The following is a 25,480-nucleotide window of genomic DNA, read 5'->3' on the forward strand; positions in this document are numbered from 1 at the left end:
ATGCGTCCGACAGCCCGTGGCGTTTATATAAAGAGCGAGGCGAATACCCCGACCCACCGTGGTCGGGGGTGAAGCCGTCACACCAGGATACAAACCATTAAGTCGACATATCTCTAATCAATAGATAGCGATGGAATACAGCTACCGCTACCAAGCTTACCCGACACAAGCGGTAGCGGAGCGGCTGGAGCACCATCTCGATGTTCATCGCCAACTCTACAACCACGTCCGCTGGGATTACGAGAATCGCCCCGCGGACGACAAGCCGAGCGAGTACGAACAGAACAACAAACTCCCCGAGTGGAAGCGCAAGTGGCCGCTATTCCGTGATCTACACTCGAAAGCCGCCCAAGCCACCGTCGCACGCTTCCACCACAATCTCACTGTCTTGAGCAAACTCAAGGAGAGGGGGTACAACGTCGGTCGGCTCACACGCCAAGCGCCCAGTGATTACCGGAGTGTGACGTACAACCAAAGTGGTTTCGACCTCGATGAAAAGAGGGGCCACGACAAAGACGCGTACGTCCGCTTCAGTAAGATTGGGTGGGTAAAGATCCGCTACTCACGTCCAATCCCTGACCACGCCACGATTAAAGAAGTCACGGTCAAACAGGAGACAACTGGCGAGTGGTTCGTCTCTTTCGGGCTGGAAATCGACGATGCTACCCTCCCCGAGAAGCCCGACGTGGACTCGTTGGACGCGAGCAACAGCGTGGGTATCGACCTCGGCATTCTCAACTACATCCACACGTCGGACGGAACGACAGTGGAGTGGCTTGATCTCGAAGACGAATACGAGCGTCTGCGCCGCGAGCAACGCACCCTCTCACGGAAGGAGAAGGGGTCGAACAACTACGAGAAACAACGGAAGCAGGTCGCTACGGTGAAGCGTCGGATTCGTCGCAAAGTGCTGGACTACCAGCACAAGATAACGAAGTATCTCGTCCGTGAGTACGATGCGGTGTTCGTGGAAGATCTCAACGTGAAGGGGATGCTTCAGGGCGATGGAAACGCCCGGAACAAGCAGAACGCGGCGTGGCGACAATTCATCACGCTCCTCGAATACAAGGCCGACCTGCACGGCACGCACGTCGTGCAGGTCGAACCCGAGGGAACAACCAAAGAGTGTGCTCGGTGTGGCGTGGAGACGGCGAAACCCATCTGGATCAAGGAACACTCCTGCCCATCCTGTGGATTCGAGACGGATAGGGACGCGAATGCGGCGATGAACGTGTTGCAGAGAGCCTTTCAGGAGTTAGGGCTGGGATGGCCCGAAGACACGCCTGTTGAGACTGTGACCGCTACGGACACGATTCAGTTTGAATCTGTGTCTGCAAGTCACGTCGTGGAAACAGGAAGCCTGCCCTCGTGAGAGCAGGATTCCCCGCGCCACCGTTCGCGGGGAACATTCAAGTAAGAGGATCGGGTACACCGCTGTATGGCCGAAATACTCGCCGAGAACCTCTCCGGGAAAGACGTCATGGGCTCGGACGGGGCCGAACTCGGTATGCTGTACAACATCACGATGGACCTCGAATCGGGGCGACTCGAAAACCTGATTATCGAGCCCGACGAGACGCTCGGTGAGACGGCGTTCGGGCGGGACGACGACGGCCGCCTTCGCGTCCCTGTGAGCCGCGTACAGGCTGTCAAAGACCACATGATCATCGAACGCTAAGGTTGCTAAATGAACGTTCTCGACGCCTCGGCTTTCATCAACGAGTATCACACTGACGAGCAACTCGCCACGATCCCTCTCGTTCGCGAGGAACTCGAAGACGAGAGCGCGTATCGCTTCGACGCCCTCGAGGGGTCGGGGATGCATCTCCACATCCCCGACGAGGAGACCGTCGAACGCATTCGCCGGGCGGCCGACGAGACCGGCGACCTCGAAGAACTGTCGACGACCGACATCCGCCTGATCGCCGCCGCCTTCGAACTCGACGGCGAACTGGTCACCGACGACTACGCGATGCAGAACGTCGCCGAGAAGCTGGAGATCGACGTCGAAGTGATCGCTCAGGACGGCATCGAAGAACAACGCGAGTGGCACTTCCAGTGTCAGGGGTGTGGCCGCGAGTTCGACGAGAATCACGACCGCTGTCCGATCTGTGGCAGCCCGCTTTCGCGAAAGAATCCCTCGAGCGCCTAAAGGTCGGCGTCAGTTTTGCCGGCTGAACCACGATCAGCCCGATCGTCGACCGGTCGGTCTCCGTCGAGAGAGTCCAGACCCAGCGCCAGCAACTGCCGGAGCACTTCTTCGTCCGTGAGATCGTGCTCGCGGGCCAGTTGCTCGATGTCGCGGGCCTGGTCGTCGTCGACGACGACCGAAAACCGGGTCGGCATACTTGTTGTGAATGGTTGCCATAGTATAAATCCGCGTCAGACAGTCGTCGGACCGCCGGCTCACGATACCAGGGCGACACCGGCTGGCGCGATATCGTTGACTTCGACGTAGTACTGCAGGAGGAACTGGATCGCGTTGAACACGGCGTGGATGAGGATCGGGACAGTGAGATTCCGGGTTCGGCGGTAGCTTTCCCCGAGCACCAGTGCGAGAACGAACAGGACCGGCAACGTCGCCAGCAGTGGCCTGATTCCCTGCGTGAAGTACGCCGGAATGTGGATGAGCGCGAACAGGGCGCTGGCGATGAGGACCGCGTTACGGCGGTTGAACCAGTCGTACAACGACTTCTGGATGATGTTTCGATAGAAGAGTTCCTCGGCCGGGGCGATCACGAGAAAGGAGAGTGGCGCGAGCACGAGATAGATCTCGGCGCTGCCGGACTCCTCGACGATCCCGGAAACGCTGTGTTCGGCTGTCTGAATACCGAGTGCCTGGGTCAGCAGGCTAACCACGACCAGCCCACCCATCAGAAAGACGAACCCAAGGACGCTGTACCCGAGGTCACGGAGGCTCGGCAACTTCACGTCCAGATATTCCACGTCGAGGTCGTAGTACTGGAGGTACACGCCGGCGAGGATGACCATTCCGGCCCCGCTTGCGACTAATTGTAGCGAGTATTCGGCGGTGACGGAGAGCGAATCAGTCAGCAGCAGGACTGCCAGAAGGAACGGGGCAGCGAGGAGGCTACTTCCGAGAAGCCCGACGAGCGACCACCCGGCCGCGAGGACGACCGCTCGAATCTGCTTCGGGTCCACTCCGGGTTCCGATGCCATGGCCAGATAGACGGCCAGCAACCCCAAAGACCCTGCGCTTTCGGGGGTTGCCTTCCGGGGGTGAAACCACCGCGTTTATTCGCCAGCCGTGACAACGGTTCGGCATGGCCGAACCCACGAGCGAAGACGCCTACGAGGGGGTGTTCGGTGCGTTCCCCTACGCCTTCGGTGCGACCGATTCGCGGCTCTGCCGGGTGTACATCGTCGTGGGTGGACTGTTCGCCGCTCTCGCCACGGTGGTGTTCGTGCTCGCGGTGATCTCGCTGATCGGGGAGACCCTCGGCACGCCGGGTGGCCTGTTGACGAGCGCGCGGGCCTTTTACGTCCTCATCGCGTTGCTGATCGTCGGGCCGCTACTCGCGCCGACGTTGCTCGTTGCCCGACGCCACCGCCGGGGGACGGGTGATCGACGCTACGACCGCGCTCTCGGGACGACCGGCTTTCTGTTTCTCGTCTCGCTGTACCTCGGTGCCGTGGCGTCGATGCCGGCGTCGTTCGTCCTCGACGGGGAGACGATCACGCGGCCCGCCGCCGATGGCGTCTTCGGTCCGCTCGTCGAACTCCTCTACGCGATCCCCGAACCAGCCGCACCCGTCGTCCCGGCACTCGCGGTGGCGATCATGGCCCTTGTACACCGCCGGTATCGGTGAATCAAAGAGGGACGGAGTCCTGCGTTCGGGTATGAGCGAGAAAACGGGGACGTTCGTGGTTACCCACGTCGACGGCGAGTCGGCGGTCCTGACGGACGTCACCGACTCCCACGTGCATACACTTTCGGCACACCCGGATTTCCAGACCGATGACGTGATCGAGGCGACGATCCGGGCCGAACCGCCGATGGAAGTCACCTGGGAGGTGGCCGCGATCCACGACCGCCGGACCGTACCGATCGAGCGGAGTCCGGAGACCCCGACCAAACAGGCAAGGGACATCGCCACAGACCAGGCCGTCGGAGAGGTTACACGCCGGGAGCGTGCCGGCGAGGGTGAAGTACACGTTTTGACTGTTCCGGCGGAACAAACCGAACAGGCCGTCGCGGACGTCATCGACGACGACGAGACGGTCAGGCGGGCGGCCCGTCTCGGCGTCGACCGCGTCGAGATTCGGGCTGACGATGGTGTCCTCAGTGTTCGCTATCTGCCGTAGTCACTTTTCTTCGACCGTCGCGGAGCAGCCGCTACATCAATCGCTGCCGTCACCGACGACGCTCTCCCAGTCGTGATCGAAGTGTGCCCCCTCGCGCTCGCGGGCGCTGGCTGCGACTTCCATGAATTCAGCCGATGCACGCGCTTCCGGAATGGTGTGGCCGCCACAGTAACTCAGGCCGGACCGGATCCCGGCAGCGAACCGGTCGGCGACGTCAACGAGGTCGCCGCTGTATGGCGTCAGCCCCTCGACGCCCTCGTCGGCGTCCGCCGCTGCGCCGTCCTTGTCCGTCCGGTCCTCGTTGGCGGCGGTCGTCGCCATGCCCCGCGAGCGCTTGTACTGGTCGCCCTCGATCTCGACGACGTCGCCCGGGGCCTCGGCTGTCCCGGCGAACAATCGTCCGAGCATGACCGTATCCGCGCCGGCCATCAGCGCCTTGACCGCGTCACCGGAGCTCTGGATGCCGCCATCAGCGATGACTGGCACGTCGAGGTCTTCGGCGGCGTCCGCACACTGATCGACTGCGGTGAGTTGCGGGACGCCAGCGCCCGCGACGCGCCGGGTCGTACAGTGCGAGCCGGGGCCGATACCGACCTTGACGGTGTCGGCTCCTGCCGCGTATAGATCACGGACGCCTTCGGGTGTCGCGACGTTCCCGACGATAAGGTTCGCGGGGTCGTATTCGTCGACGAGGGTTTCGACTGCCGCAAGCGCGCGTTCGAGGTGTGCGTGGGCGACATCCAGGACGATCGCCTCGGCCCCGGCTTCGAGCGCCCGTTCGGTCCGTTCGAGGTAGCCATCGGCGATGCCGACGGCCGCGCCGACGCGCTCGCCGGCTTCGACGACCGCCCGCACTTCGGCCACCTGTTCGTCGATCGCGAGGAACCGGTGGATCGTCCCGAACCCACCGGCCGCCGAGAGGGCGATCGCCGTCTCGCGTTCGGTCACGGTGTCCATGGGCGCACTCAGGAGTGGGCGCTCGAGTTCGATGTCGGGTGTGAGCGGCGTCGAGAGATCCACGTCGTCGCGACTGTCGACCGGCGAGCGCTGTGGGACGAGCAACACGTCCCCGTAGGAACGCCCTGTCGTGAGGTCTTTCATGCCGCCACTATCACAGGGGAACCAGCCCTATAAGCCCGTCGTCACTGGTTGGGCGGGCGTGCAAACTGGTCGAAGCATCCACACGGTGACTGTCGGCAACGAGGACACAAAGACGCTTTAGGAAGGCTTATTCAAGCCCGTGCCACACGCATTGTCATGATAGAGTTCGAGGTACCGGAAGTCGATTATACGAAGTATTCCAACCGCCAGCTCGCGGCTGTCCCGCTGGCGGTGCTGGCGCTTGCGCTCGTCGTGTTGATCGGGGCGTGGGCGGTGACTGGCTCGCCAGTCGCACTCGGCATCGATTTCACGGGCGGGTCACAGATGACCGTCCAGACGGATTTGTCGGCGGCGGACATTCAGACGAACTTCACACCCGAGCCTGAGTCTGTTCAGGGGCTCGTGCTCGAAGACAACGCCTACCGCCTCACGTTCGGTAGCGGGGCGAACATCACCGAGCTAAAGGGTCAGGCCACTTCATCGGGGATGAACGTCACCTCGAGTGGGTCGACACCGGCGTCCTTTGGAGCTGACAGCATGCGGGTCGCCCTCTTCGGGATCGCCATTGCTTTCCTCGGCATGAGCGTTCTGGCGTTCGCACTCTTTCGGACGTTCGTCCCGAGTATCGCGATCGTCATTTCCGCGTTCTCCGACCTGGTGATTCCCCTTGCCGTGTTAAGCCTCTTCCAGGTCAAACTCTCGCTTGGCACGGTGGCCGGCCTCCTCATGCTGATCGGGTACAGCGTCGACTCGGATATTCTGTTGAACAACCACATCCTCCGACGGCGCGGGGAGTTCTACGAGAGTACGTACGCCGCGATGCAGACCGGTGTGACGATGACGCTGACGTCGATCGTCGCCATGACCGTCATGGCAATCATGGCGACGCTGTTCGGCATCCAGATCATGGCTCAGATCGGCATCGTGCTCGTGCTGGGGCTGAGCGTCGACCTGATGAACACCTACATGCTCAACTTGAGTCTGCTTCGCTGGTATAAATTCCACGGGGTGAACAGATGAATATTCGAGAGAACTGGCGGATCGTCCTGCTGGTCGTGTTCGTCCTGGGTAGTGGTATTGCCCTGTTCGCGCCCGTCACCGGTGGCGCAGACGATGGCGGTATCACCAACCTCCAGTACGGGATTCAACTCGACGGCGGGACCAGCATTCAGGCCCCTGCGGTGGGGATCACGGCCGAGGACGTCAACGTCAGATTCCAGCAAGAGACCGCACTCGAACAGAACCTCTCGGAGTCGCTATCGCTTGACCTAGCCGACATCAGGGTTTCGAATGAGTCATCGACTGTCGAGGTATTCGTGCGAAACGTCACTCACGATCAGCTTCGGAACGCACTGAATGCGGAAGGATATCAACCGGGAACTGTCCGTGACGGGGTGACCGGCCAGACTCGCGAAGATATGGTCGATGTCATTCGAGACAAGATCACCGAATCCGCACTCAGTGGCGGGAGCGTCTCGAGACTCAACGCGATCGAGGGGAACCTCATCTCGATCACTGCGCCGGATCGCGATCGGGAGGAACTTCGGTCACTCCTCAACGAGCGTGGGATCGTCCGTGTCTACGCGGTTCATCCGGACGAGAACGGATCGTTCGTTCCGTCACAGGTACTGGGCCAGGACGAGTTCGGACGGATCGGGACAGCACAGGAACGGGAAGTGGCCGATGGAACAGAAGCTTTCGTCCCGGTGACGATCAACGATGACGTCGCCGAACGGTTCCAGCAGGATATGGTAGAGTACGGCTTCAACCAGGATCGCAACTGTGGCTACGATCGGTCGCAGATCACGAACGTTTCCGCGGTCGACGACTATTGCCTGGTTACGACACTCAACGGAGAAATCGTCTTCTCTGGCGGTGTGGATGGGGATCTCGGCAGGTCGTTCGCTTCGGGTGGGTTCGCCACCGATCCGTCGTTCAGAATGACCACCGGAGAGAACATGACCCAGGCGAAAGACCTCGAAATCAGCCTTCGAGCCGGCCGTCTCCCCGCACCCCTCGACTTCGAGAACGCGAACTATCAGGAACTCGAACCGGCGCTCGGCCAGCAGTTCCGGACTGACTCCCTGATCACGGGGATCATGGCCGTCCTGGCCGTCAGTGGCATGATCTTCTTCCGGTATCAGGACGTCCGGGTTGCGCTACCGATGATCGTCACCGCGATGTCCGAAGTGTTCGTCCTCCTTGGCTTCGTCGCGCTCGTCCAGTACCCGTTGAATCTCTCTCACATCGCCGGGTTCATCGCGGTCATCGGGACCGGGGCCGACGACCTCATCATCATCGCCGACGAGATCCTTCAGCGTGAGGAGATCGCTACCGATCGGGTGTTCCAGAACCGATTCCGGAAGGCGTTCTGGGTCATCGGGGCAGCCGCGGCGACCACGATCATCGCGATGAGCCCGCTGACCGTGCTCGGCCTCGGTGATCTGAGTGGGTTCGCCATCATCACCATCGTCGGTGTGCTGATCGGGGTCCTGGTCACCCGGCCAGCGTACGGGAACTTCCTCCGTCGGCTCGTTCTCGACACCTGAGGCCGACCGTCCCCACGGTCGGACCGGAGTCGGCGACCTTTTTGCGATCGGTTGCCTTTCGCTACCAATGACTGACGACGAGCCCTTCTACTGTGAGACCTGCGAGCACCCCGTCGCTCGCGCGGACGTGATCCGCACGGAGACGATGGGCGGACTCGATCCAACAAAGTGGCAGACGTTTTGCTGTCCGGACTGCGGGAACCGTCTGGAGACGGTGTTCGTCGGCGACGAGTAGGTCTCCTGCTGGGAACGTTCCTCTCGCTTTCTCAGGAAACGGAACGCTTGTTAGCCGCCGAACCCGTCTGGCAAGTAATGAGTCACTCGCCGCCGGTTCGTCGCCTCGCCGACTGGGATCACGAGCAGTTACTCGCTCTCGCTGCCGAGTACGAGACCCCACTGTACGTCCTTGAGACCGGACGCGTCCAGGCAAATTACCGCCGGTTCGACGCCGCGTTCCCGGATGCCGAGGTAATGTACGCCGCAAAGGCACACACCGGCCGGGCTGTCCTCTCTGCATTGCTCGACGTCGGTGCCGACATCGAGTGTGCTGCCCGCGGGGAGTTACAGCGGGCGATCGAAGCGGGCGCAGACCCGAACACACTCCAGTACACGGCCGTCAACCCGCCCGCCGCGGACCTTGACTACGCTGTCGAACTCGCCGACGAGTACCCCGGGCTGACGATCACTGGCGGCGCTCGGGACACGTTTGACCGCCTCCAAGCGCGCGGGTACGACGGCCGCGTTGCCATCCGGATCAATCCCGGGATCGGGACCGGCCATCACGAGAAGGTCGCGACGGGCAAGGACGCGAAGTTCGGGATCCCGGCCGAGCGCGTCCCCGATCTCGCTGCCGATCTCCGGGAGCGATTCGATCTGGTTGGTCTGCACGCCCACGTTGGCAGCGGCGTCCTGACGGGCGAAGTCGACGAGCACGCCCGTGCGCTCGGCAAAGTTGCAGACCTCGCGCGGGAGGTCGGCGACGGCGACTTGGAGTTCGTCGACTTCGGCGGCGGGTTCGGCGTCCCCTATCGCGAGGACGAACCACCGCTCGACATCGAAGTCGTCGCCGAGACGGTCCGGGAGGCGGTGGGCGACCTCAACGCGACGATGAAGTTCGAACCCGGCCGATACGTCGTCGCCGACGCCGAGTTGATCCTCGCGAGGGTCAACACGGTCAAGGAAGCTCCCGAGACGACTGTCGTCGGCGTCGATGCCTCGCTGTCGACGCTGATCCGGCCGGCGATGTTCGATTCCTACCATCCGATACGGAACGTCTCCGCGCCGGATCGGGCGGACGAGGCAGTCTCCGTCGGCGGCCCCTGTTGTACCAGCGCGGACGTCTTCGCGACCGACCGACCGATCGCTCGCCCCGAACGCGAGGACATTCTCGCGATCGGCAACGCCGGCGCGTACGGGTACGAACTCGCGAACAATTTCCACTCCCAGCCCCGGCCTGCAGAGGTCGCGATCGAGGGCGACGGCGCACGCATTGTTCGTCGCCGGGAGACGATGGCCGACGTCACGCGCGTCGAGGACGAGACGGCCGGCGCGCCCGATGCGGAGCGTGAGTGATGGCGTTTGACATTCTGGATTTCCACGAGCAGGCAGTCCGGACCGAATCCCAGGAGTCGGTCGAAGCGATGCGATCGGTGCTCGTCGAGACACTCGAAGACGATGGGGTGAGTGTCCGCGTCGATGGGGGTGGCAACGTCGTCGCCCACCGGAGCGGCAGTGGTGAGACTGACGACACTTCCCATCTCCTGCTCAACACCCACCTCGACACGGTTCCGCCACACGTGCCCTTCGAGCGCGACGGCGAGATCGTCCGGGGCCGAGGTGCCTGCGACGCGAAGGGGTCGCTGGCGGCGATGGTCGGGGCCTTCCTCCGCGCCGAAATCGGCGACGGGCGCGTGACGCTGGCGATCACGCCCGACGAGGAGACGACCCAGACCGGCGCGGCCCACCTCGTCGAGACGCTCGATGCCGACCTCGACGCGGCGATCGTCGGCGAGCCGACGGACCTGGACGTCTGTTACGCCGCCCGTGGCCAGTTCGAGGGCCAGATCACCCTCACCGGCGAGAGCGCCCACGCCAGCGATCCGAGCGATGGAATCAACGCCGTTCGAGTGATCGGCCCGACGATCGAGTCGATGGATCGCTACGACGACGCACGCGGGACAGCCGCTCACGACACACTTGGATCGCCGACGCTGACCCCGACGATGGTCGAGGGCGGCGAGGCCCCGAACCAGATCCCGGCCGAGGTACGGATCACCTTCGACCGCCGGAGCGTCCCGCCCGAGCGCAGTGAGGATTTCCCCGCCTCCCTGGAGGCTCACCTTCGGAACTTGCTTCCCGACGAGATCGGCGTCGACGTCTCCCTCGTCCGCCCGGACACGCCGTTCCCCGAAGCCTTCGAGACGGACCCAGACGCTCAAATCGTCGAGGTCCTGCGGGACGCGAGCGGCGGGAGCGTGCGCCCCTTCGGCGCGGCGACGGAGGCGGCCCAGTTCGCGAAACTTGCCCCGACGGTTGTCTTCGGTCCGGGCGTGCTGGCTGACGACGAGGGGCCGGTTGCTCACTCACCACGGGAGTACGTCGACCGGCAGGACGTTCTGCGGACGGCGGACGTGCTAGTCGAGACGATCGAGACCATGCTGGCGGTGGGTGATCAACCGGCAGAGCGTGACGCTTCCAGTAGCTTCTGACAGGAGGCCGCCGTTTGTCGACCATGGAGCGACCGCCGGTTTCGGTCCTGCTACCGACGACGACCTGGACGCCAGCCTGCCGGCAGGTGGCCGAGCAACTCCGGGACGACGACGAACTCCTGGTTCTCCCCGATCACGAGAGCGATCCAGTTGCAAAGCAAACAGGCCACCCTCCGTCAGTGTCGGTGATCCCCGCAGGCGACCCCGATGGCTGCTCGGGCAAGGCCAACGCGATCGATGTCGGCATGGAACGAGCCCGCCACGACCGGCTCGTCTGGACGGACGACGACTTCGAGCATCCGCCTGACTGGTTGGACCAACTCTCGGCCGACTACGACCGCCACGGCCCGGTCTCGGAGGTCCCCTTCTTCCGCGGACGCGACGCGCTTTCGGTGTTGCTCGAACCCACCAACGTCTTTGGCGGCACACTCACGACATGGGCGGCCGATATCCCCTGGGGTGGGAGCGTGATCTTCGAGCGTGGTGATCTCGAAGTCGACGCCTTCCGGGCGGACCTGACCCGGACGATTAGCGACGATGGAACGCTGGACGAGCATCTGGACGTGACCTCGATACGACGGGTTCATGAGGTTTCGGCCGGCGGCACGATCGATGAGTCTCTCGAACGGTTCGTCCGATTCATCAAGATCGTCCGGTTCCACGGCCCGGGTATCACTGTGTTCAACGCCCTCGCATTGCTCGCCCTCACTGCGCTCCTCGTCCTGTATCCGGTACTCACGACCGTCGCAGTGACACTGTCCTATGGAATCATCTACGCGGCTTTCGGCATCCGCCGGTGGACGTTCCTGCTTGCAGTACCGGCGACGATACTGAATCTCCCGCTTTTCGCGTACGCACTGGCCCGCCGGACGTTCGTCTGGGGCGGGCGGCGCTATCGCTGGCGAAGCATGTTCGACGTCGAGGTCGTCGAGTAACCGTTGATTTGGATAGGATTGGCCAGGATGTCATAGAACGGTTCACAGGGTGGTTGTTTTCATGGCGGCTAGAAGTGAATATCCGCTCAGTGCGTATTACGCACCGGCCTATACTGGCCTATTCACGTCTCGGCGGCGACGCCGTGGTGACCGAGTGTTCCCAGTCGAACCCGGGATCCGTCGCTCGATCCGTCGACGCCCGCGTCCAGGGCGTATACCACGCCAGCGATCGGCGCGCCGCCAGACGCCGGCGTTGGGCCCGGCCCACCGACGTAGACGATGCCATCGACGACTGTCGGCGATGAGCTGACCGCCGCTGCTGGTTTGGCGAACGCCCACTCCCGCTCGCCCGTGGCCGCATTCACCCCGTATAACACACCCAGGTACGTGTACTCGGCGTCAGTTTTGGCCGCGGTGCCGACAATGACGAGCCCATCGACGACCGTCGGCGAGGACGGGACGCTCGACAGTTCGCGATACCCCCCGGTGAATGCCCACTCCCGCTCGCCCGTCGCCGCCTCCAAGGCGTACAGCGTCCCGTCATAGGAGCCGACGTAGACGGTCCCGCTCGCGACCGTCGGCGATGAATACACGCCCGCAGACGGTTCGGTGAACGCCCATTCTTGGTCGCCCGTCTCTGTATCCACCGCGTACACCGTCCCGTCATCGGAGCCGACGTAGACGGTCCCCGCCGCGACCGTGGGCGATGAATCGACGGAATCTGACGGCTCGGTAAACACCCACTCCTGGTCGCCCGTGGCGGCATCCACCGCGTACAACGCCGCATCTTCGTGGTCCTCGAAACGGCTCCCGGAAGATCCGACGTAGACGGTGCCCGCCGCGACCGTCGCGGACGAGTTCACGGCTCCATTCGGCCCGGTGAACGTCCACTCTTGATCGCCGGTTGTCGCGTCCACCGCGTACAGCGTCGAACCCCAGGTTCCGACGTAGACAGTCCCGTCCCGGACGGTCGGCGAGGCGTCTATCGTGCGTGGTGGCTCGGTGAACGCCCACTCCTGGTCGCCCGTCTCGGCATCGACCGCGTACAGCGTCGGCCCGGACCCGACGTAGACGGTCCCGTTTGCGACTGCTGGCGACGAGCTGATCGATTCCGAAGGCTCGGTGAACGTCCACGATCGCTCGCCGGTGGCCGCATCCACAGCGTACAACGCCGCACTCTCAACTGAGGTCCCCATCGATCCGACGTAGACGGTCCCGTCGACGACTGTCGGCGACGACCACACGTTCCCGGCTGGCTCAGTGAATTCCCACTCCACGCTGCCACCATTTTCGTCGGAAACAGTGGTAGCATTCCCTTTCTCGTCGGTAACTGTGGTATCATCACCGTTCGTATCGGTAGAACCCGAACTCTCAGTGCCCATGCCCACACAGCCGGCGATCGTGCCGAATCCCAGCCCGGCGGCCGTCCGCAGTACGTGACGCCGACTCACTCGTTCGGTGAGATCACGGGTCATTCGGCGGTGTCCCTACGACACGTCCGCGCCCCTTGCTGCCCGGATTTCGAAACCTCGATTGGGTCGACCATCTCGAAATGACGGGGCACCCCATAGGGAACGCGCGTACTATCCCCGACGAAAACACGCTGGCGGTTCATATCGTTCAGTAGTGTAAATAATTACATAAGCCTGTTCCTGGTTTCGAATATGGATTAGCATCCGCGCGAGCGTCGCGAGGTCGCGAAGCGACCTCGGTAGAGCGAGCGGTGCAACCGCGAGCCAGCGAGCGCGGTTCACCGACGGCGAGACCGGCGGTCGAGCCGTCGGCCTTTTTCACCGCTGGGAGAGCAAGCTCTCCCGAGCCCACACTCACTGCGTTCGCGTGGACCATGTTTTTCGAGGAGTGGGTTGTGGGCCCATGGGCCCGCAACCGAATGCCGTGGCGACGAAGTCGCCACGCGGTTCCCACAGCGAGCGAAGCGAGCGAGGAAACCCGACGATGAAAAAGATGGTCTAGTATGTTTTGGCGAAGTATGCGGTCTCCTCGGCCTCGTCGCCACAGATCGCACACTCGTCGTGGATCGGTTCCTCGTCGCGATCTTTGGGCACCATCACGATCTCGGCGGCGATGGCGTCCTTGATCGGCTCCTCGCACGCTTCGTCGCCACACCAGCCACACTTGACATAGCCGCCGTGCTGGCCAATGGTGCCGAGGATTTCCTCGCGGGATTCGGCCTCGCGGATCTCGCCTTCCAGGGTTTCCTCGGCGCTGGCGTACAGCTTGGCGAAGATGGTATCCAGGTGGTCCTCGACCGTCTCGGCGACGTTGTCGCGCTCGACCGTGATCTCCTCGCCGTCGGGGCGGTGGACGAGCGTGAGTTCGTCGTCAGCGACCTCGTAGGACCCGATCTCGATCCGGAGCGGGACGCCGTTGAGCTCGTGTTCGTTGTACTTGAACCCGGGGTTGCGGTGGTCGCGGTCGTCGAGTTCGACCCGGACGCCAGCGTCCTCGAGGTCCGCCTCGACGTCCTCGGCGTATGCGAGGACGTCGTCCTTGCTGTCCTCGTCCCAGATCGGGACGATGACGACCTGGGTCTCGGCGAGCGTGGGCGGCAGGACCAACCCCTGGTCGTCGCTGTGAGTCATGAACAGCGCGCCCAGGGCCCGCCAGGACAGCCCCCAGGAGGTCGTGTGGGCGGTCTTCACTTCCTCGTCCTCGTCGACGTAGGTCACGTCGTAGGCTTCCGCGAAGGAGGTCCCCAGATAGTGGGAGGTCCCGCCCTGGACTGACTTGCCGTCGGGCATCAGCGCCTCGACGGTCGTCGTCGTGTGCGCGCCGGGGAACTTGTCGTGGTCGGGCTTGCGCCCCGAAAGCACCGGCATCGCCAGGACGTCCTCGTAGAGCCGCTTGTACTGGCCCAGGCGAGTTTCCATCTCCTCGACGGCGTCTTCCTCGTCGTGGTGGGCGGTGTGGCCCTCCTGCCAGAGGAACTCCTTCGTGCGGAAGAACGGTTTGGTCTCCGTTGCTTCCCACCGGACGACGCTACACCACTGGTTGACGCGGATCGGGAGGTCCCGGTGTGAGCGGGTCCATTGGGCGAGGAAGGGCGTGATGATGCTCTCGCTGGTGGGCCGAACCGCGAGTTGCTCCTCCAATTCATCGTAGCCACCCTTCGTGACCCACGCCACTTCGGGGTCGAACCCTTCGACGATGTCCTTCTCCTTTTCGAGGTAGCTTTCGGGGATGAACATCGGGAAGTAGGCGTTCTGGACGCCCGTCTGCTTGAACCACCCGTCGAGATGATTCTTCAGGCGCTCCCAGATAGCGTACCCGCGGGGTCGGGTTACGATAAAGCCGCCCATGGGGGCGTAATCGGCCAGGCCGGCCTTCTGGACCAGTTCGGCGTACCACTCGCCAGTCGCGTGTTCCTTGCTCTCGGTGATCCCGAGTTCCTGCTCGCCGCTCATACCCCAACCTCCGGAGGCGGAGATATAAACCCGCCGTGTTCCTGGCGTCCCAGCCCCGATACCGCCCGGCCTCAGTCAGCGACCAGTCGCGGGGCGTTCTCGCAGTTCGTCTGTAACGTTCCCACGAACGATCCGGTGTAACCGAAGATGTTCTCGTAGCCATAGGCCGAGAAGAGAATGGGGTAGAACCCGTCGGCGGCGGTGAGCCCCTCTCCGTCCGCGGCGGCGTAGGTCTCGCCCGCATCGACGTACGTGAAGTTCTCGGCGAAGACCTCGTACTCCGCTGCCGACGGCTTCTCGACGGGTTCGCTGAGGTCATAGACCGACAGATCGGTCGAGACCGTGTACCCCGGCAGCGCGCCCGTCGCCGTCAGAAACTCCAGGGCGATCCGATAGGCGTTCTCGGCGGCCTCGACCGATCGCTGGTAGCCCGTCTCGACTTCGATGATCGTCGCGTCGGTTGCGAACAACCGTCCCTCGACGTCGTGACCGGTGCGCACCAGCGCAGCGACCGAAAGCTGGGGGACGATCGCCCGCGTCGTATCGTCGAGTCCCGGGCTGATCGCAAACGGCGTCGCCGAGGACTGTGTCGAGTGTAGCGACAGCACGGTACACCCGCGGATCTCAGCTGCGAGTTCTCGTGCGAGCTCCCGCTCGTGGGCATCTTCGGGGACGTCCTCGTCGAACGCCCGGTTGAGATCCGTCTCGAGGTACCGCTCGCCGGCTTCCAGGGCTTTCTCGTTGGCGACAATCAGTTTTACGGGCCGCTCGACGGTCGCCCCGTTCGAACGCAGTCGCTCGATCGCCTCGACGCCGCCGGGCTCGTCGCCGTGGATCGCCGCCACGATCGCCAGTTCCGGCTCGCCGTCTCCGAGCTGTTCGACGCGCATGTTCACCAGTTCAGTGTCGACCCTCAAGAGCGCGTCGGGTCCGACTGTCGTCGTGCCGTGTCTCCTCGCTTCCGGTCACTCGGGGTCGACGCTGAACGGACTCGCCGTGGCAGTCCACTTCCAGCCGGGTAGCCGCGTCTGGAACCCTGCAGCCAGTGCGGCGTCGAGATCGTCGAGCCCCGCAACGTCGTCATCGCTGCCATGCGTGTGGACGTCAGCGTAGTGGTATGTCGCTTCGGCGAGCGTCCCACGCGGCTGTCCGCCGGCGATCGTGGCGGCGAGTTCCCGTCCGAGAAACTCGTCGACGACGAACCCCGGGTAATCGTCTGTGACGTCGAGTTCACGCAAGAGGCCGACCAGTGCAGTGACGTTGACTGCCAGGTCGCCGTCGGCGAAGACTGCTGTTACGGCCTCTCGATACTGTTCGTCAGTGATCGCTTCGACGTCGGTGTCGAATGCGTCCCCCAGGTGCTCCCGGAGTTGATTGATCAGTGGAACCACGACAGTCGCTCGATCAGCGACCCACGTTCGCTCGGACTCGACACGGTCTCGCGTCACGTTCATAGATCGATCTCGGGGGCGGGGAGCCTCAACGTTTCCGAAGGTTTTTATTAACCGAGGGGAATAAGCAGGTACGGAATTCGGTTTTCCGGGCTCCCACTGCTAGTGCTACGGGACCGGACCGATGCGGATGCATCACTGTCGCACCATGACATTACTAATCAGTCGTCGTCGTTCCAGTCGGCTCTGTTCACGTCGTCCGAGTCGCTCGGGTATCGACGTGACGGCCACCCGGGAAACGACGGGGGCGTCTTGCAGCTATGAGTAACGTAGATCAGCAACTTGCGGATACGAAAGAGACGATTGTTAGCGAAGTACCCAATGACATTTCGATCACGGATGTCACCTACGAGGGGCCGGAACTGGTCATCTACACGCGCGATCCAAAGTCTTTCGCGGAGAACGGCGACCTCGTTCGTCGGCTTGCGTCGAAACTCCGCAAACGGATCACCGTCCGTCCGGACACCGACGTCCTTTCGCCACCTCGGGAGGCCCGTGACGAGGTCCACTCGGTCATCCCCGAGGAGGCCAGCGTCACCGATCTGGACTTCCACGAGGACACCGGCGAGGTCGTCATCGAGGCCGAGAAGCCGGGGATGGTGATCGGTCGGCACGGATCGACGCTCCGGGAGATCACCCAGAAAGTTGGGTGGACGCCGGAGGTCGTCCGGACCCCGCCGATCGAGTCCTCGACGGTCAGCAACGTCCGGAACTTCCTCAAACAGGAACGCGACGACCGCCGGGACATCCTCGAACGCGTCGGTCGCCAGATCCACCGCGAGGAGATGTCCGACGACGAGTGGGTCCGGATTACGACGCTTGGCTGCTGTCGGGAAGTCGGCCGCGCGTCGTTCATTCTTTCGACCCCCGAAACCCGGGTTCTCATCGACGCCGGTGACAAACCGGGCGCGGAAGACGAGTATCCCTATCTGCAGGTACCCGAGGCCCTCGGTGTCGGCGCGAGTTCGATCGACGCGGTCGTCCTCACCCACGCCCACCTCGATCACTCCGCGCTCATCCCGCTGCTGTTCAAATACGGCTACGACGGGCCGATCTACACGACAGAGCCGACGCGTGACCTGATGGGGCTGCTCACACTCGATTATCTCGACGTCGCAGCTAAGGAAGGGCGCGCCCCGCCGTACGACTCCGAGATGGTCCGGGAGGCGATCAAACACACCATCCCGATCGAGTACGGCGACGTGACCGACATCTCGCCGGACATCAAGCTCACGATGCACAACGCCGGCCACATCCTCGGTTCGGCGATCTCACACTTCCACATCGGCGACGGCCTGTACAACGTCGCGTTCTCGGGGGACATCCACTACGACGACACGCGGCTGTTCAACGGCGCAGTCAACGAGTTCCCCCGCGTCGAGACGCTCGTTCTGGAGTCGACCTACGGCGGGCGCAACGACTACCAGACCGACCAGGCGGACTCCGAACAAAGGCTCAAGGAGATCATCCGGGAGACCTACGAGCGCGACGGCTCGGTCCTGATCCCCGCCTTCGCTGTCGGGCGATCTCAGGAACTCATGCTCGTCCTCGAAGAGGCGATGCGTGAGGGTGACATCCCGGAGATGCCGGTCCATCTCGACGGGATGATGTGGGAGGCGACGGCCATCCACACCACCTATCCCGAGTATCTCCGGGACGACCTGCGGGATCGGATCTTCCACGACGACGAGAACCCCTTCCTCGCCGACCAGTTCAACCATATCGACGGCGGCGAGGAGGAGCGCCAGGAAGTCACCGACGGCGAACCGGCGATCGTCCTTTCGACGTCGGGGATGGTCACTGGCGGGCCGATCATGTCCTGGCTCGAACACTTCGGCTCCGATCCGGACTCGACGCTCACCTTCGTCGGCTACCAGGCCCAGGGGACCCTCGGCCGGCGGATCCAGAACGGCTGGGACGAGATCCCGATGAACAACGGTAACGGTCGCGGTCGGGGCAACACGCTCTCCCTGGAGATGAACGTCGAGACCGTCGACGGCTTCTCCGGCCACGCCGACCGCCAGGGCTTAGAGAACTTCGTGAAGACGATGAACCCCCGTCCGGAGAAAGTGCTCTGTGTCCACGGCGACGAATCCTCGGTCCAGGACCTCTCGTCGGCGCTCTATCACGAGTACAACATGCGGACGTTCGCGCCCAAGAACCTCGAAACCTTCCGGTTCGTCTAGACGATCCTCTTGTCTCTGGCCGTCGACGCGGACTTGTTCACTCTTCGTTGGATTCGTAGACGAACCGTTCGACCACTGCATTCGACTCGCAGGTCCGCCCGCGGCCGGTCGCGTACGGCCCGATCATGACGCCGGTGAAGCCGTCCGCGACCTCTGTCGCGAGATAGCGCGTCGACGCGGTCGCCACCTCTTCGCCGTCCACGAGGAAGCGATACGTCTGCGTGTCAGCCTCGACGGCGAGGTCGGCGGTCGTCCCGACCGGAGTGCGACCGACCACCTCCGTCGCGTCACCGATCCGGAGGCGCACGACGGCTTCCCGGCGGCCGTCCTGCTGGGTCACCCCGACCTGGTAGTGGTGGTCCTCGTTCATCACGAGGGCGAGGCCGGCCTCCTCGTCCTCGTCGGGATCGAAGGCGAGCGTCGCTTCGGCGGAACAGTCGAAGGCGGTCTGTCGGCGACCGACGAACGTGGCCCCGGGTTCGTCCAGGGTCTCCGGGCCGCCGTGGAGGGTGAGTCCGTCCGGCCCCGTCTCGTAGCGCTCGCGGTCGGGGTTGCGGCGGAACTCCCACTCGACACCGAGACCGTCGGCGAAGGTCGTGTCGGTGCGATCGACCGACGTCACATCGCCTCGGGGCTCGCCCGGGAGCGGGGCATCCATCTCGGTGGTGACCGGATCGCCGTCGTTAACGACCGGCCAGCCGTCCGCCCAGGAGACGGGCGCAAGGAAGGTCTCGCGGCCGAGGTGGTGAAAGCGCGGCCACATGCTGTGCTGGCGGATGCCGAGGAAGACGAGCCACCACTGCCCCTCAGTGTCGACGGTGAGGTCGGCGTGGCCGGTCGCGCGGATTTCGTCACGCGGGCGACCCCAGTGAGTCAGGACCGGATTGTCGGGACAGCCTTCGTAGGGACCGGCAGGGTCGTCGGCGCGCGCCGCGACGACCATGTGGCCGGCGTGGGTGCCGCCCTCGGCGACGAGCAGGTAGTAGGTCCCGTCGCGCTCGATGACGTGCGGGGCCTCGGCGTAGGGATCGCGGAACCCCTCCCAGACAGGGTAGGGCTCGCCGAGTTCCCCCGTCTCCAGGTCGAGTTCGGCCTGTTTGATGGGTGCGTCGGGGTCGTCGGCGTGGTAGGTGAAGTAGCAGGTGTCGCCCTCGAAGAAGAGATCCGGGTCGATCCCCGGCGCGTCGACCCACGTCGGGTCGGACCATTCGCCGGCCGGATCGTCAGCGGTGACAAAGAAGTGCCCGCCGTTGGTGACGTTCGTGGTGACGAGATAGAAGGTCCCGTCGTGGTGGCGCAACGTCGGTGCGAAAATCCCCATCGAGGAGCGGGCACCCTCCAGGGGCAGCTGGGCGTCGCGGGTGAGTGCGTGCCCGATCGGTTCCCAGTCGACGAGGTTCTGACTCCGATACAGCGGGACGCCAGGGAAGTACTCGAAGGAACTTGTTGCGAGGTAGAACGTCTCTCCGACCCGGCAGATCGTCGGATCGGGGTGAAAGCCCGGGATGATGGGGTTTTCGTACTGCATGAATGGGGACACTCGAAGCGAAATATTAGTCCTGTCGGTGTCGTGGCTGATGGTGTTCAGATAAGAGATCTAAACTGGAGACAATGCACCGAAAGCCCTCGTGCAGTTCCGGTCCCGCGGCTCGTTGCGGTCCTCACTGCGTTGCGGTCCTTACGTCGCCGGGGTTCCCGGAACTGCACTCGCCCTTTCATCCGCCAGGAGTCAGATTGTGAGACCGTCTACGTGCCTGGTGGATGAAATGGCGAGCGGGGCTCGAACCCTCCTGGACGATGCAAGCACCGACGGAGCGCAGCGAGTCCCGGAGCGGTCGAGCCCCGCGAGGGCTTTCGGCGTCTGCCCTCCAGCAGTCGGTGCTTATCTGAACACCGCCGTATTGTCACTCCATGCGGTTTTAAGTGATTTCTCACGCTTGGCGAACCATGACTCTCGACTTCGATCCGCGGACCACCACGTGGTACGACGAACCGGCGTCGGCGTGGCTCGAAGCACTACCGATCGGGAACGGCCGCCTCGGCGGGATGATCTTCGGCCGCCCCGGGTGTGAGCGGGTGCAGTTCAACGCCGACACGCTCTGGGCGGGTGGCCACGAGGATAGAACCAATCCGGACGCTCGGGAACATGTCGAGGAAGTCCGCCGGCTCCTCTTCGACGGCGAAGTCCAGCGCGCACAAGCCCTCGCCGACGAGAAACTGATGGGCGACCCCATTCGCCTGCGGCCCTACCAGACGTTCGGTGACCTCTCCATCGACGTTGGCCACGACGCCGTCACCGATTACCGGCGTGAACTCGACCTCTCAGCCGGCGTGGCGCGGGTCCGCTACGACCACGAGGGGACGACCTACGTCCGGGAGTACTTCGCTTCCGCTCCGGACGATGCGATCGTGATTCGGCTTACGGCGGAGGAACCCGGGGCCGTCACTGCGACGGTCGGACTCGACCGAGAGCAGGACGCCGACGACAGTGTTCGCGACGGGACGCTTCAACTCCGGGGACGAGTCGTCGACGACCCTGACGACGACCGCGGTGCTGGCGGCGAGGGGATGGCCTTCGAGGCTCGAGCCAGCGTGACCGCCGACGCCGGGAACGTACAGCGAGTGACCGGCGCGGACGCGCCGGAGGAGTCGAGTGTCGGCTTCAGGGCTGAAGCAGCCGATGCGATGACGATCGTGCTAACCGGCTTCACCGGCCACGAGACGGAGGATCCGGGTGCGGCATGTGAATCGGTCCTCGACGCGGTAGCGGACCAGTCATATGACGACCTGCGGGATACCCACGTCGCCGACCACCGGGAGCTCTTCGATCGCGTGGAACTGGATCTGGGCGAGCCCCTCGACCGGCCGACCGACGAGCGCCTCGATCGGGTCGCTACGGGCGAGGCAGACCCGAACCTTACGGCGCTGTACGCCCAGTTTGGCCGGTATCTCCTCATCGCGAGTTCCCGACCCGGGACCGAACCCGCCAACCTCCAGGGGGTCTGGAACCAGGAGTTCGACCCGCCGTGGAACAGCGGCTATACGCTGAACATCAACCTCGAGATGAACTACTGGCCAGCGTTGCAGACGAACCTCGCGGAGTGTGCGGCCCCGCTGTACGACTTCGTCGATGACCTGCGGGAGCCTGGCCGACGCGTCGCCGAGACCCACTACGACTGTGCGGGCTTCGCCGTCCACCACAACTCGGATCTCTGGCGGAACGCCGCGCCGGTCGACGGCGCTCACTGGGGGCTCTGGCCGATGGGCGCGGCGTGGCTCTCCCGGCTGGTGTTCGACCACTACGCGTTCACCCGTGACGAGGATCACCTCCGGGAGACGGCCGAGCCGATTCTGCGGGAGGCGGCAGCGTTCGTGGCCGACTTCCTCGTCGAGCACCCTGCGGAAGAAGGGGAGGCGGAGGACTGGCTGGTGACCGCGCCCTCGAACTCGCCGGAGAACGCCTACGTGACTGATGACGGTCAGGAAGCGACGGTCACCTACGCGCCGACGATGGATGTCCAGTTGACCCGCGACCTCTTCGAGCACACTATCGCCGCCGCGGAGATTCTCGAGGTCGAAGACGAGTTCCACGACGATCTGCGGGCCGCCCTCGATCGGCTCCCGCCGATGCAGGTCGGCGAACACGGCCAGTTACAGGAGTGGATCGAGGACTATGACGAGGCCGACCCGGGGCATCGCCACATTTCGCACCTGTACGGCGCGCATCCGAGCGACCAGATCACATCCCGGAATACCCCGAAGCTCGCGGACGCGGTCGAAACCACCCTCGACCGCCGCCTCGAACACGGTGGCGGTCACACCGGCTGGAGCGCTGCGTGGCTGGTCAACCAGTTCGCCCGGCTGGAAGACGCCGAACGGGCTCACGAATGGGTCAGGACGCTGCTCGCCGACTCGACGGCCCCGAACCTCTTCGATCTCCATCCGCCGTTCCAGATCGACGGGAACTTCGGGGCTACGGCGGGTATCACCGAGATGCTGCTGGGGAGCCACGCTGACGAGATTCGCCTCCTGCCCGCACTGCCCGACGCGTGGGCCGAGGGGTCGGTCTCGGGACTCCGGGCCCGCGGCGATTTCGGGGTCGACATCGAGTGGTCCGGTGGCAGTCTCGATAGCGCGACAATCCGGTCGGGGTCCGGCGAGCGCTGTCGGGTGCGGGCGACATCGGCGGTTCGTGTCGCGACAGCGGATGGCACGCCCGTTGACACGGATCGCGATGACGGCACCGTTGCCTTCGAGACGACGCCGGGCGAGCGCTACCACGTGACTGCACTCTCGGGGTGACTCGGCGACAGTCGAGACGCCCGCGGCGGGCACTCGGAACACGGTACGAACTATCACATCGGACTTATACGCGAGGGACGCTACCCTCTATTCATGGAGTACGTCAGACTCGGAGAGACTGGACTCGAAGTATCGCCGATCGCGCTCGGGACGTGGCGTTTCGGGCTGGAACACGAGGAGACGGGTGTCGTCGAGACGGACCGCGAGGACGCCCATGAGCTTCTGGACGCTTACGCCGAGGCGGGCGGGAACTTCATCGACACGGCCAACGGCTACGGCGGCGGCGACAGCGAACGCTGGATCGGCGAGTGGCTCGACGACCGGGATCGCGAGGACTTCGTGATCGCCTCGAAGTGCTTCTGGTCGGATGTCTCGCGCTTCCAGGAGAACCTCTCGGCGAAGAACGTCCGCGCGGAGGTCGAAGGCTCCCTTGAGAAACTCGACACGGACTACCTCGACATCCTCTATCTTCACCGCTTCGACGACGAGACGCCGATCGAGAAGACACTACGGACTATCGACGACCTGATCAGCGAGGGCAAGGTCCACTACGTCGGCCTCTCGACGGCCGACGCCTGGAAACTCACCAAGGGGCTCTGGAAGGCCGACGTCAACAACTACGAGGCCTTCACCGTCACCCAGCCACAGTACTCGGCGGTCCACCGCGAGCCCGTCGCCGAATATCTGGACGTCTGTGCAGACCAGAACATCGCTGTCTGTCCGTATTCGCCGCTGCACGGCGGCTTCCTCACCGGCAAGTACGAACGCGTCGGCGAGAGCGAGGTCGAGGCTCCCGACGGCTCGCGTGGCGACATCGACGAGCACTTCGCGGACTGGTACCTCCGAGAGGAGGCCTGGGACGTCCTCGACGAGATCCGTGCGGTCGCCGAGGAAGTCGACGCCTCCCCCGCCCAGGTCTCGCTGGCCTGGTTGCTGGCTCACGAGGACCTCACCGTCGTCCCGATCATCGGCGCGCGGACGACCGACCAGCTCGAGGAGAACCTCGGCGCGATCGAGGTCGAGCTCACCGACGAACAGTTCGAGCGGATCGACGCCGCGATCGAAGCGTAATCCGGGGTTTGCGTCGGAGGGGACAGCAATTCGCCTGACTCTTCGTTCGATACATTGGGCGACCGCGAGCGACCGGCCCCTTTCGATACCTCCCGTGTCGGCCAAGGGTCTCCCGTTCTCTCAACGTTCAACTGTCTCAGCCGGATCGACGACATCGCCGCTCGCCGGCTCGATACCGACGCGATCACAGAGATCGTACAGCGGGCACGCCTCGGGACCGTCGAGACACGCCGGCTCCCGGGCGCTGCAGTACTCCCGGCCGAACTGGATGCTCGCGGTGTGACCGAAGCCACATTTCCCCTCGGGCACTTTCTTTTCGAGCACCTCGCGGACTGCCTCGTGATCGGCCCCCGGCGGGGCGATACCGAGGCGGCGGTAGATCCGGTGGACGTGCGTGTCGACGGGGAAGACGCCGTCGCGCCCACCAGCAAAGAGGAGGACACAGTCGGCGGTCTTGGGGCCGACGCCGTTCATCGCGAGCAGTGTTTCCCGGACTGCCTCGGCGGGCTCCTCGCGGACGAACGCGTCGAAGTCGTCTTCGCCGCCGTACTCCTCGCGGATGCGTTGGGCGATCTCGATGATCCGGGCGGACTTCTGGTTGTAGAGGCCGGCCCCGGAGATCGTCTCTGCGAGTTCGGCCTGTTCGGCGTCGGCGAGCGCGTCGACGAGATCGACTTCCTCCTCATCCTCGGACCCGTATCGGTCCATCAACGCGTCGTGGGCCGGCTGGCTCGCCACGTCGCTCGTGTTCTGGCTGAGTATCGTCCGGACGAGACACTCGAAGGCGTCCTGGCCGCCGTAGGTCTTCTGCCAGTACAGTTCGCCCAGGCGGTCGACCACCTTGGCAGCCCGCGTGTCGGCGTCGCTCGGCTCGAAGGTATCCATCGAGCCGCCGCTGCCGGGGCCACCGCTGATGTTCTCGACCGGTTCGGCGTCCTCGCTCATACTGGGGTGTGGGTCGCGGCTTGTCAAAAACGGCCGGCTTCCGTACCGAGCGATCACTCGACGGTGAGGCGCATCGTCACCGACGCCCCGGCGGCCAGCGCGTCGACGAGTTCGCGATCCAGATCCGCCGCAGCGGCGTCGGCGTCGATCATGACCGTTCGGTCGTCGACGTATTCGCTGGTCCGGATCACCAGCGAACGGTCGTTCTCGAAGGAGAGGCCCGGGTGGCCTCGACCGGTGATCCGGGCCTCCTGGTCGGCTGTCGAAAGCGTGGCCGTGATCTCCGCGGTGGCGTCCTGACACGCCTCGACGAACGCCGGATCGAAATCCGCGGGAACGCGATCGGCCTCGATCCCGACGATGCAGTCCCCGGCCGGGGTGAGGAAGTCGTCGCTCGTGAGTTCGAGCGTGCTTTCGTGGGTCGCTGTGACGTGCTCGTGACCGGTGGCGTGAATCACTTCGTCCATACTCGCCGGTTCGG

The 25,480-nt window shown here is 64.1% G+C and carries 24 protein-coding genes; 14 read left to right on the forward strand and 10 right to left on the reverse strand.

Going from position 1 to position 25,480, the window contains the following annotated elements; all coding sequences use genetic code 11:
• The first annotated feature begins 130 nt into the window (after positions 1-130).
• From HUTA_RS13140 to HUTA_RS13150, 3 genes are all read left to right on the forward strand, one after another.
• A complete protein-coding gene (locus tag HUTA_RS13140) occupies positions 131-1,372 on the forward strand; it encodes an RNA-guided endonuclease InsQ/TnpB family protein (RefSeq protein ID WP_015790403.1) in 1,242 nt (413 codons plus the stop codon).
• A 66-nt stretch (positions 1,373-1,438) separates the two neighbouring features.
• Positions 1,439-1,678, forward strand: a complete 240-nt coding sequence (locus tag HUTA_RS13145) for a PRC-barrel domain-containing protein (RefSeq protein WP_015790404.1) — start codon at positions 1,439-1,441, stop codon at positions 1,676-1,678.
• A 9-nt stretch (positions 1,679-1,687) separates the two neighbouring features.
• Positions 1,688-2,152 carry an NOB1 family endonuclease gene (locus HUTA_RS13150; protein WP_015790405.1) on the forward strand — a complete coding sequence of 155 codons (465 nt, stop codon included), beginning with the start codon at positions 1,688-1,690 and terminating at the stop codon, positions 2,150-2,152.
• Here HUTA_RS13150 and HUTA_RS13155 read toward each other — a convergent pair.
• Together HUTA_RS13155 and HUTA_RS13160 are read right to left on the reverse strand one after the other, a co-directional pair.
• Complete coding sequence (locus HUTA_RS13155; protein WP_015790406.1) at positions 2,149-2,346, reverse strand: hypothetical protein; 198 nt, start codon at positions 2,344-2,346, stop codon at positions 2,149-2,151. The genes HUTA_RS13150 and HUTA_RS13155 overlap by 4 nt on opposite strands.
• Before the next feature lie 60 nt (positions 2,347-2,406).
• Positions 2,407-3,180 carry a CPBP family intramembrane glutamic endopeptidase gene (locus HUTA_RS13160; RefSeq protein ID WP_015790407.1) on the reverse strand — a complete coding sequence of 258 codons (774 nt, stop codon included), beginning with the start codon at positions 3,178-3,180 and terminating at the stop codon, positions 2,407-2,409.
• A 104-nt stretch (positions 3,181-3,284) separates the two neighbouring features.
• Here HUTA_RS13160 and HUTA_RS13165 point away from each other — a divergent pair, with 104 nt between their 5' ends.
• Together HUTA_RS13165 and HUTA_RS13170 are read left to right on the forward strand one after the other, a co-directional pair.
• Positions 3,285-3,830, forward strand: a complete 546-nt coding sequence (locus HUTA_RS13165; protein WP_015790408.1) for a hypothetical protein — start codon at positions 3,285-3,287, stop codon at positions 3,828-3,830.
• Between the two features lie 31 nt (positions 3,831-3,861).
• Positions 3,862-4,326: a DUF5812 family protein gene (locus HUTA_RS13170; RefSeq protein WP_015790409.1), complete on the forward strand. Its 465-nt coding sequence runs from the start codon at positions 3,862-3,864 to the stop codon at positions 4,324-4,326.
• A gap of 36 nt (positions 4,327-4,362) precedes the next feature.
• Here HUTA_RS13170 and HUTA_RS13175 read toward each other — a convergent pair whose 3' ends face one another.
• Positions 4,363-5,427 (reverse strand): guanosine monophosphate reductase, encoded by a 1,065-nt coding sequence (locus HUTA_RS13175; protein ID WP_015790410.1) that lies wholly within the window; start codon positions 5,425-5,427, stop codon positions 4,363-4,365.
• Positions 5,428-5,583: 156 nt separating this feature from the next.
• Between HUTA_RS13175 and secF the strand changes: the two genes are divergently transcribed.
• The 6 genes from secF to HUTA_RS13200 all read left to right on the forward strand — a co-directional run bounded on the left by secF (position 5,584) and on the right by HUTA_RS13200 (position 11,619).
• Complete coding sequence (gene secF, locus HUTA_RS13180) at positions 5,584-6,447, forward strand: protein translocase subunit SecF (RefSeq protein ID WP_015790411.1); 864 nt, start codon at positions 5,584-5,586, stop codon at positions 6,445-6,447.
• Positions 6,444-7,976, forward strand: a complete 1,533-nt coding sequence (locus HUTA_RS13185) for a preprotein translocase subunit SecD (RefSeq protein ID WP_015790412.1) — start codon at positions 6,444-6,446, stop codon at positions 7,974-7,976. The genes secF and HUTA_RS13185 overlap by 4 nt, the downstream gene beginning before the upstream one ends.
• A 67-nt stretch (positions 7,977-8,043) precedes the next feature.
• Positions 8,044-8,211, forward strand: coding sequence for a hypothetical protein (locus HUTA_RS15680; RefSeq protein ID WP_015790413.1), 168 nt, complete (start codon positions 8,044-8,046; stop codon positions 8,209-8,211).
• Positions 8,212-8,288: 77 nt separating this feature from the next.
• A complete protein-coding gene (gene lysA, locus HUTA_RS13190) occupies positions 8,289-9,548 on the forward strand; it encodes a diaminopimelate decarboxylase (protein WP_015790414.1) in 1,260 nt (419 codons plus the stop codon).
• The gene (locus tag HUTA_RS13195) at positions 9,548-10,684 is read left to right on the forward strand and encodes a M20 family metallopeptidase (protein WP_015790415.1); all 1,137 of its coding nucleotides are present in this window, start codon (positions 9,548-9,550) and stop codon (positions 10,682-10,684) included. The genes lysA and HUTA_RS13195 overlap by 1 nt, the downstream gene beginning before the upstream one ends.
• Positions 10,685-10,707: 23 nt before the next feature.
• Positions 10,708-11,619 carry a glycosyltransferase gene (locus tag HUTA_RS13200; RefSeq protein ID WP_015790416.1) on the forward strand — a complete coding sequence of 304 codons (912 nt, stop codon included), beginning with the start codon at positions 10,708-10,710 and terminating at the stop codon, positions 11,617-11,619.
• Positions 11,620-11,741: 122 nt separating this feature from the next.
• Here the strand turns inward: HUTA_RS13200 and HUTA_RS13205 are convergent, their stop codons facing one another.
• The 4 genes from HUTA_RS13205 to HUTA_RS13220 all read right to left on the reverse strand — a co-directional run bounded on the left by HUTA_RS13205 (position 11,742) and on the right by HUTA_RS13220 (position 16,498).
• The gene (locus tag HUTA_RS13205) at positions 11,742-13,094 is read right to left on the reverse strand and encodes an outer membrane protein assembly factor BamB family protein (protein WP_015790417.1); all 1,353 of its coding nucleotides are present in this window, start codon (positions 13,092-13,094) and stop codon (positions 11,742-11,744) included.
• A 495-nt stretch (positions 13,095-13,589) separates the two neighbouring features.
• A complete protein-coding gene (proS, locus tag HUTA_RS13210) occupies positions 13,590-15,044 on the reverse strand; it encodes a proline--tRNA ligase (protein ID WP_015790418.1) in 1,455 nt (484 codons plus the stop codon).
• A 71-nt stretch (positions 15,045-15,115) separates the two neighbouring features.
• Positions 15,116-15,934, reverse strand: coding sequence for a M14 family metallopeptidase (locus HUTA_RS13215; RefSeq protein WP_015790419.1), 819 nt, complete (start codon positions 15,932-15,934; stop codon positions 15,116-15,118).
• Positions 15,935-16,009: 75 nt separating this feature from the next.
• Entirely contained in the window at positions 16,010-16,498 is a 489-nt protein-coding gene (locus HUTA_RS13220; RefSeq protein ID WP_015790420.1) for a hypothetical protein, read from the reverse strand.
• Between the two features lie 257 nt (positions 16,499-16,755).
• On the opposite strand from HUTA_RS13220, the gene HUTA_RS13225 reads away from it, so the two are divergent.
• On the forward strand, positions 16,756-18,681 hold the full coding sequence (locus HUTA_RS13225; protein WP_015790421.1) for a beta-CASP ribonuclease aCPSF1: 1,926 nt from the start codon (positions 16,756-16,758) through the stop codon (positions 18,679-18,681).
• A 37-nt stretch (positions 18,682-18,718) separates the two neighbouring features.
• On the opposite strand, the gene HUTA_RS13230 is transcribed toward HUTA_RS13225, so the two are convergent.
• On the reverse strand, positions 18,719-20,209 hold the full coding sequence (locus tag HUTA_RS13230; RefSeq protein ID WP_015790422.1) for a glycoside hydrolase family 43 protein: 1,491 nt from the start codon (positions 20,207-20,209) through the stop codon (positions 18,719-18,721).
• A gap of 419 nt (positions 20,210-20,628) precedes the next feature.
• On the opposite strand from HUTA_RS13230, the gene HUTA_RS13235 reads away from it, so the two are divergent.
• Both HUTA_RS13235 and HUTA_RS13240 read left to right on the forward strand, forming a co-directional pair.
• On the forward strand, positions 20,629-22,983 hold the full coding sequence (locus HUTA_RS13235) for a glycoside hydrolase family 95 protein (protein ID WP_015790423.1): 2,355 nt from the start codon (positions 20,629-20,631) through the stop codon (positions 22,981-22,983).
• A 93-nt stretch (positions 22,984-23,076) separates the two neighbouring features.
• Positions 23,077-24,054: an aldo/keto reductase gene (locus HUTA_RS13240; protein ID WP_015790424.1), complete on the forward strand. Its 978-nt coding sequence runs from the start codon at positions 23,077-23,079 to the stop codon at positions 24,052-24,054.
• A 120-nt stretch (positions 24,055-24,174) separates the two neighbouring features.
• On the opposite strand, the gene HUTA_RS13245 is transcribed toward HUTA_RS13240, so the two are convergent.
• Both HUTA_RS13245 and HUTA_RS13250 read right to left on the reverse strand, forming a co-directional pair.
• On the reverse strand, positions 24,175-24,999 hold the full coding sequence (locus HUTA_RS13245) for an endonuclease III domain-containing protein (RefSeq protein WP_015790425.1): 825 nt from the start codon (positions 24,997-24,999) through the stop codon (positions 24,175-24,177).
• A gap of 53 nt (positions 25,000-25,052) precedes the next feature.
• Entirely contained in the window at positions 25,053-25,466 is a 414-nt protein-coding gene (locus tag HUTA_RS13250; RefSeq protein ID WP_015790426.1) for a DUF371 domain-containing protein, read from the reverse strand.
• Positions 25,467-25,480 lie beyond the last annotated feature (14 nt).

Source organism: Halorhabdus utahensis DSM 12940, from assembly GCF_000023945.1.
In the GTDB taxonomy this organism is placed as follows: Archaea; Halobacteriota; Halobacteria; order Halobacteriales; family Haloarculaceae; genus Halorhabdus; species Halorhabdus utahensis.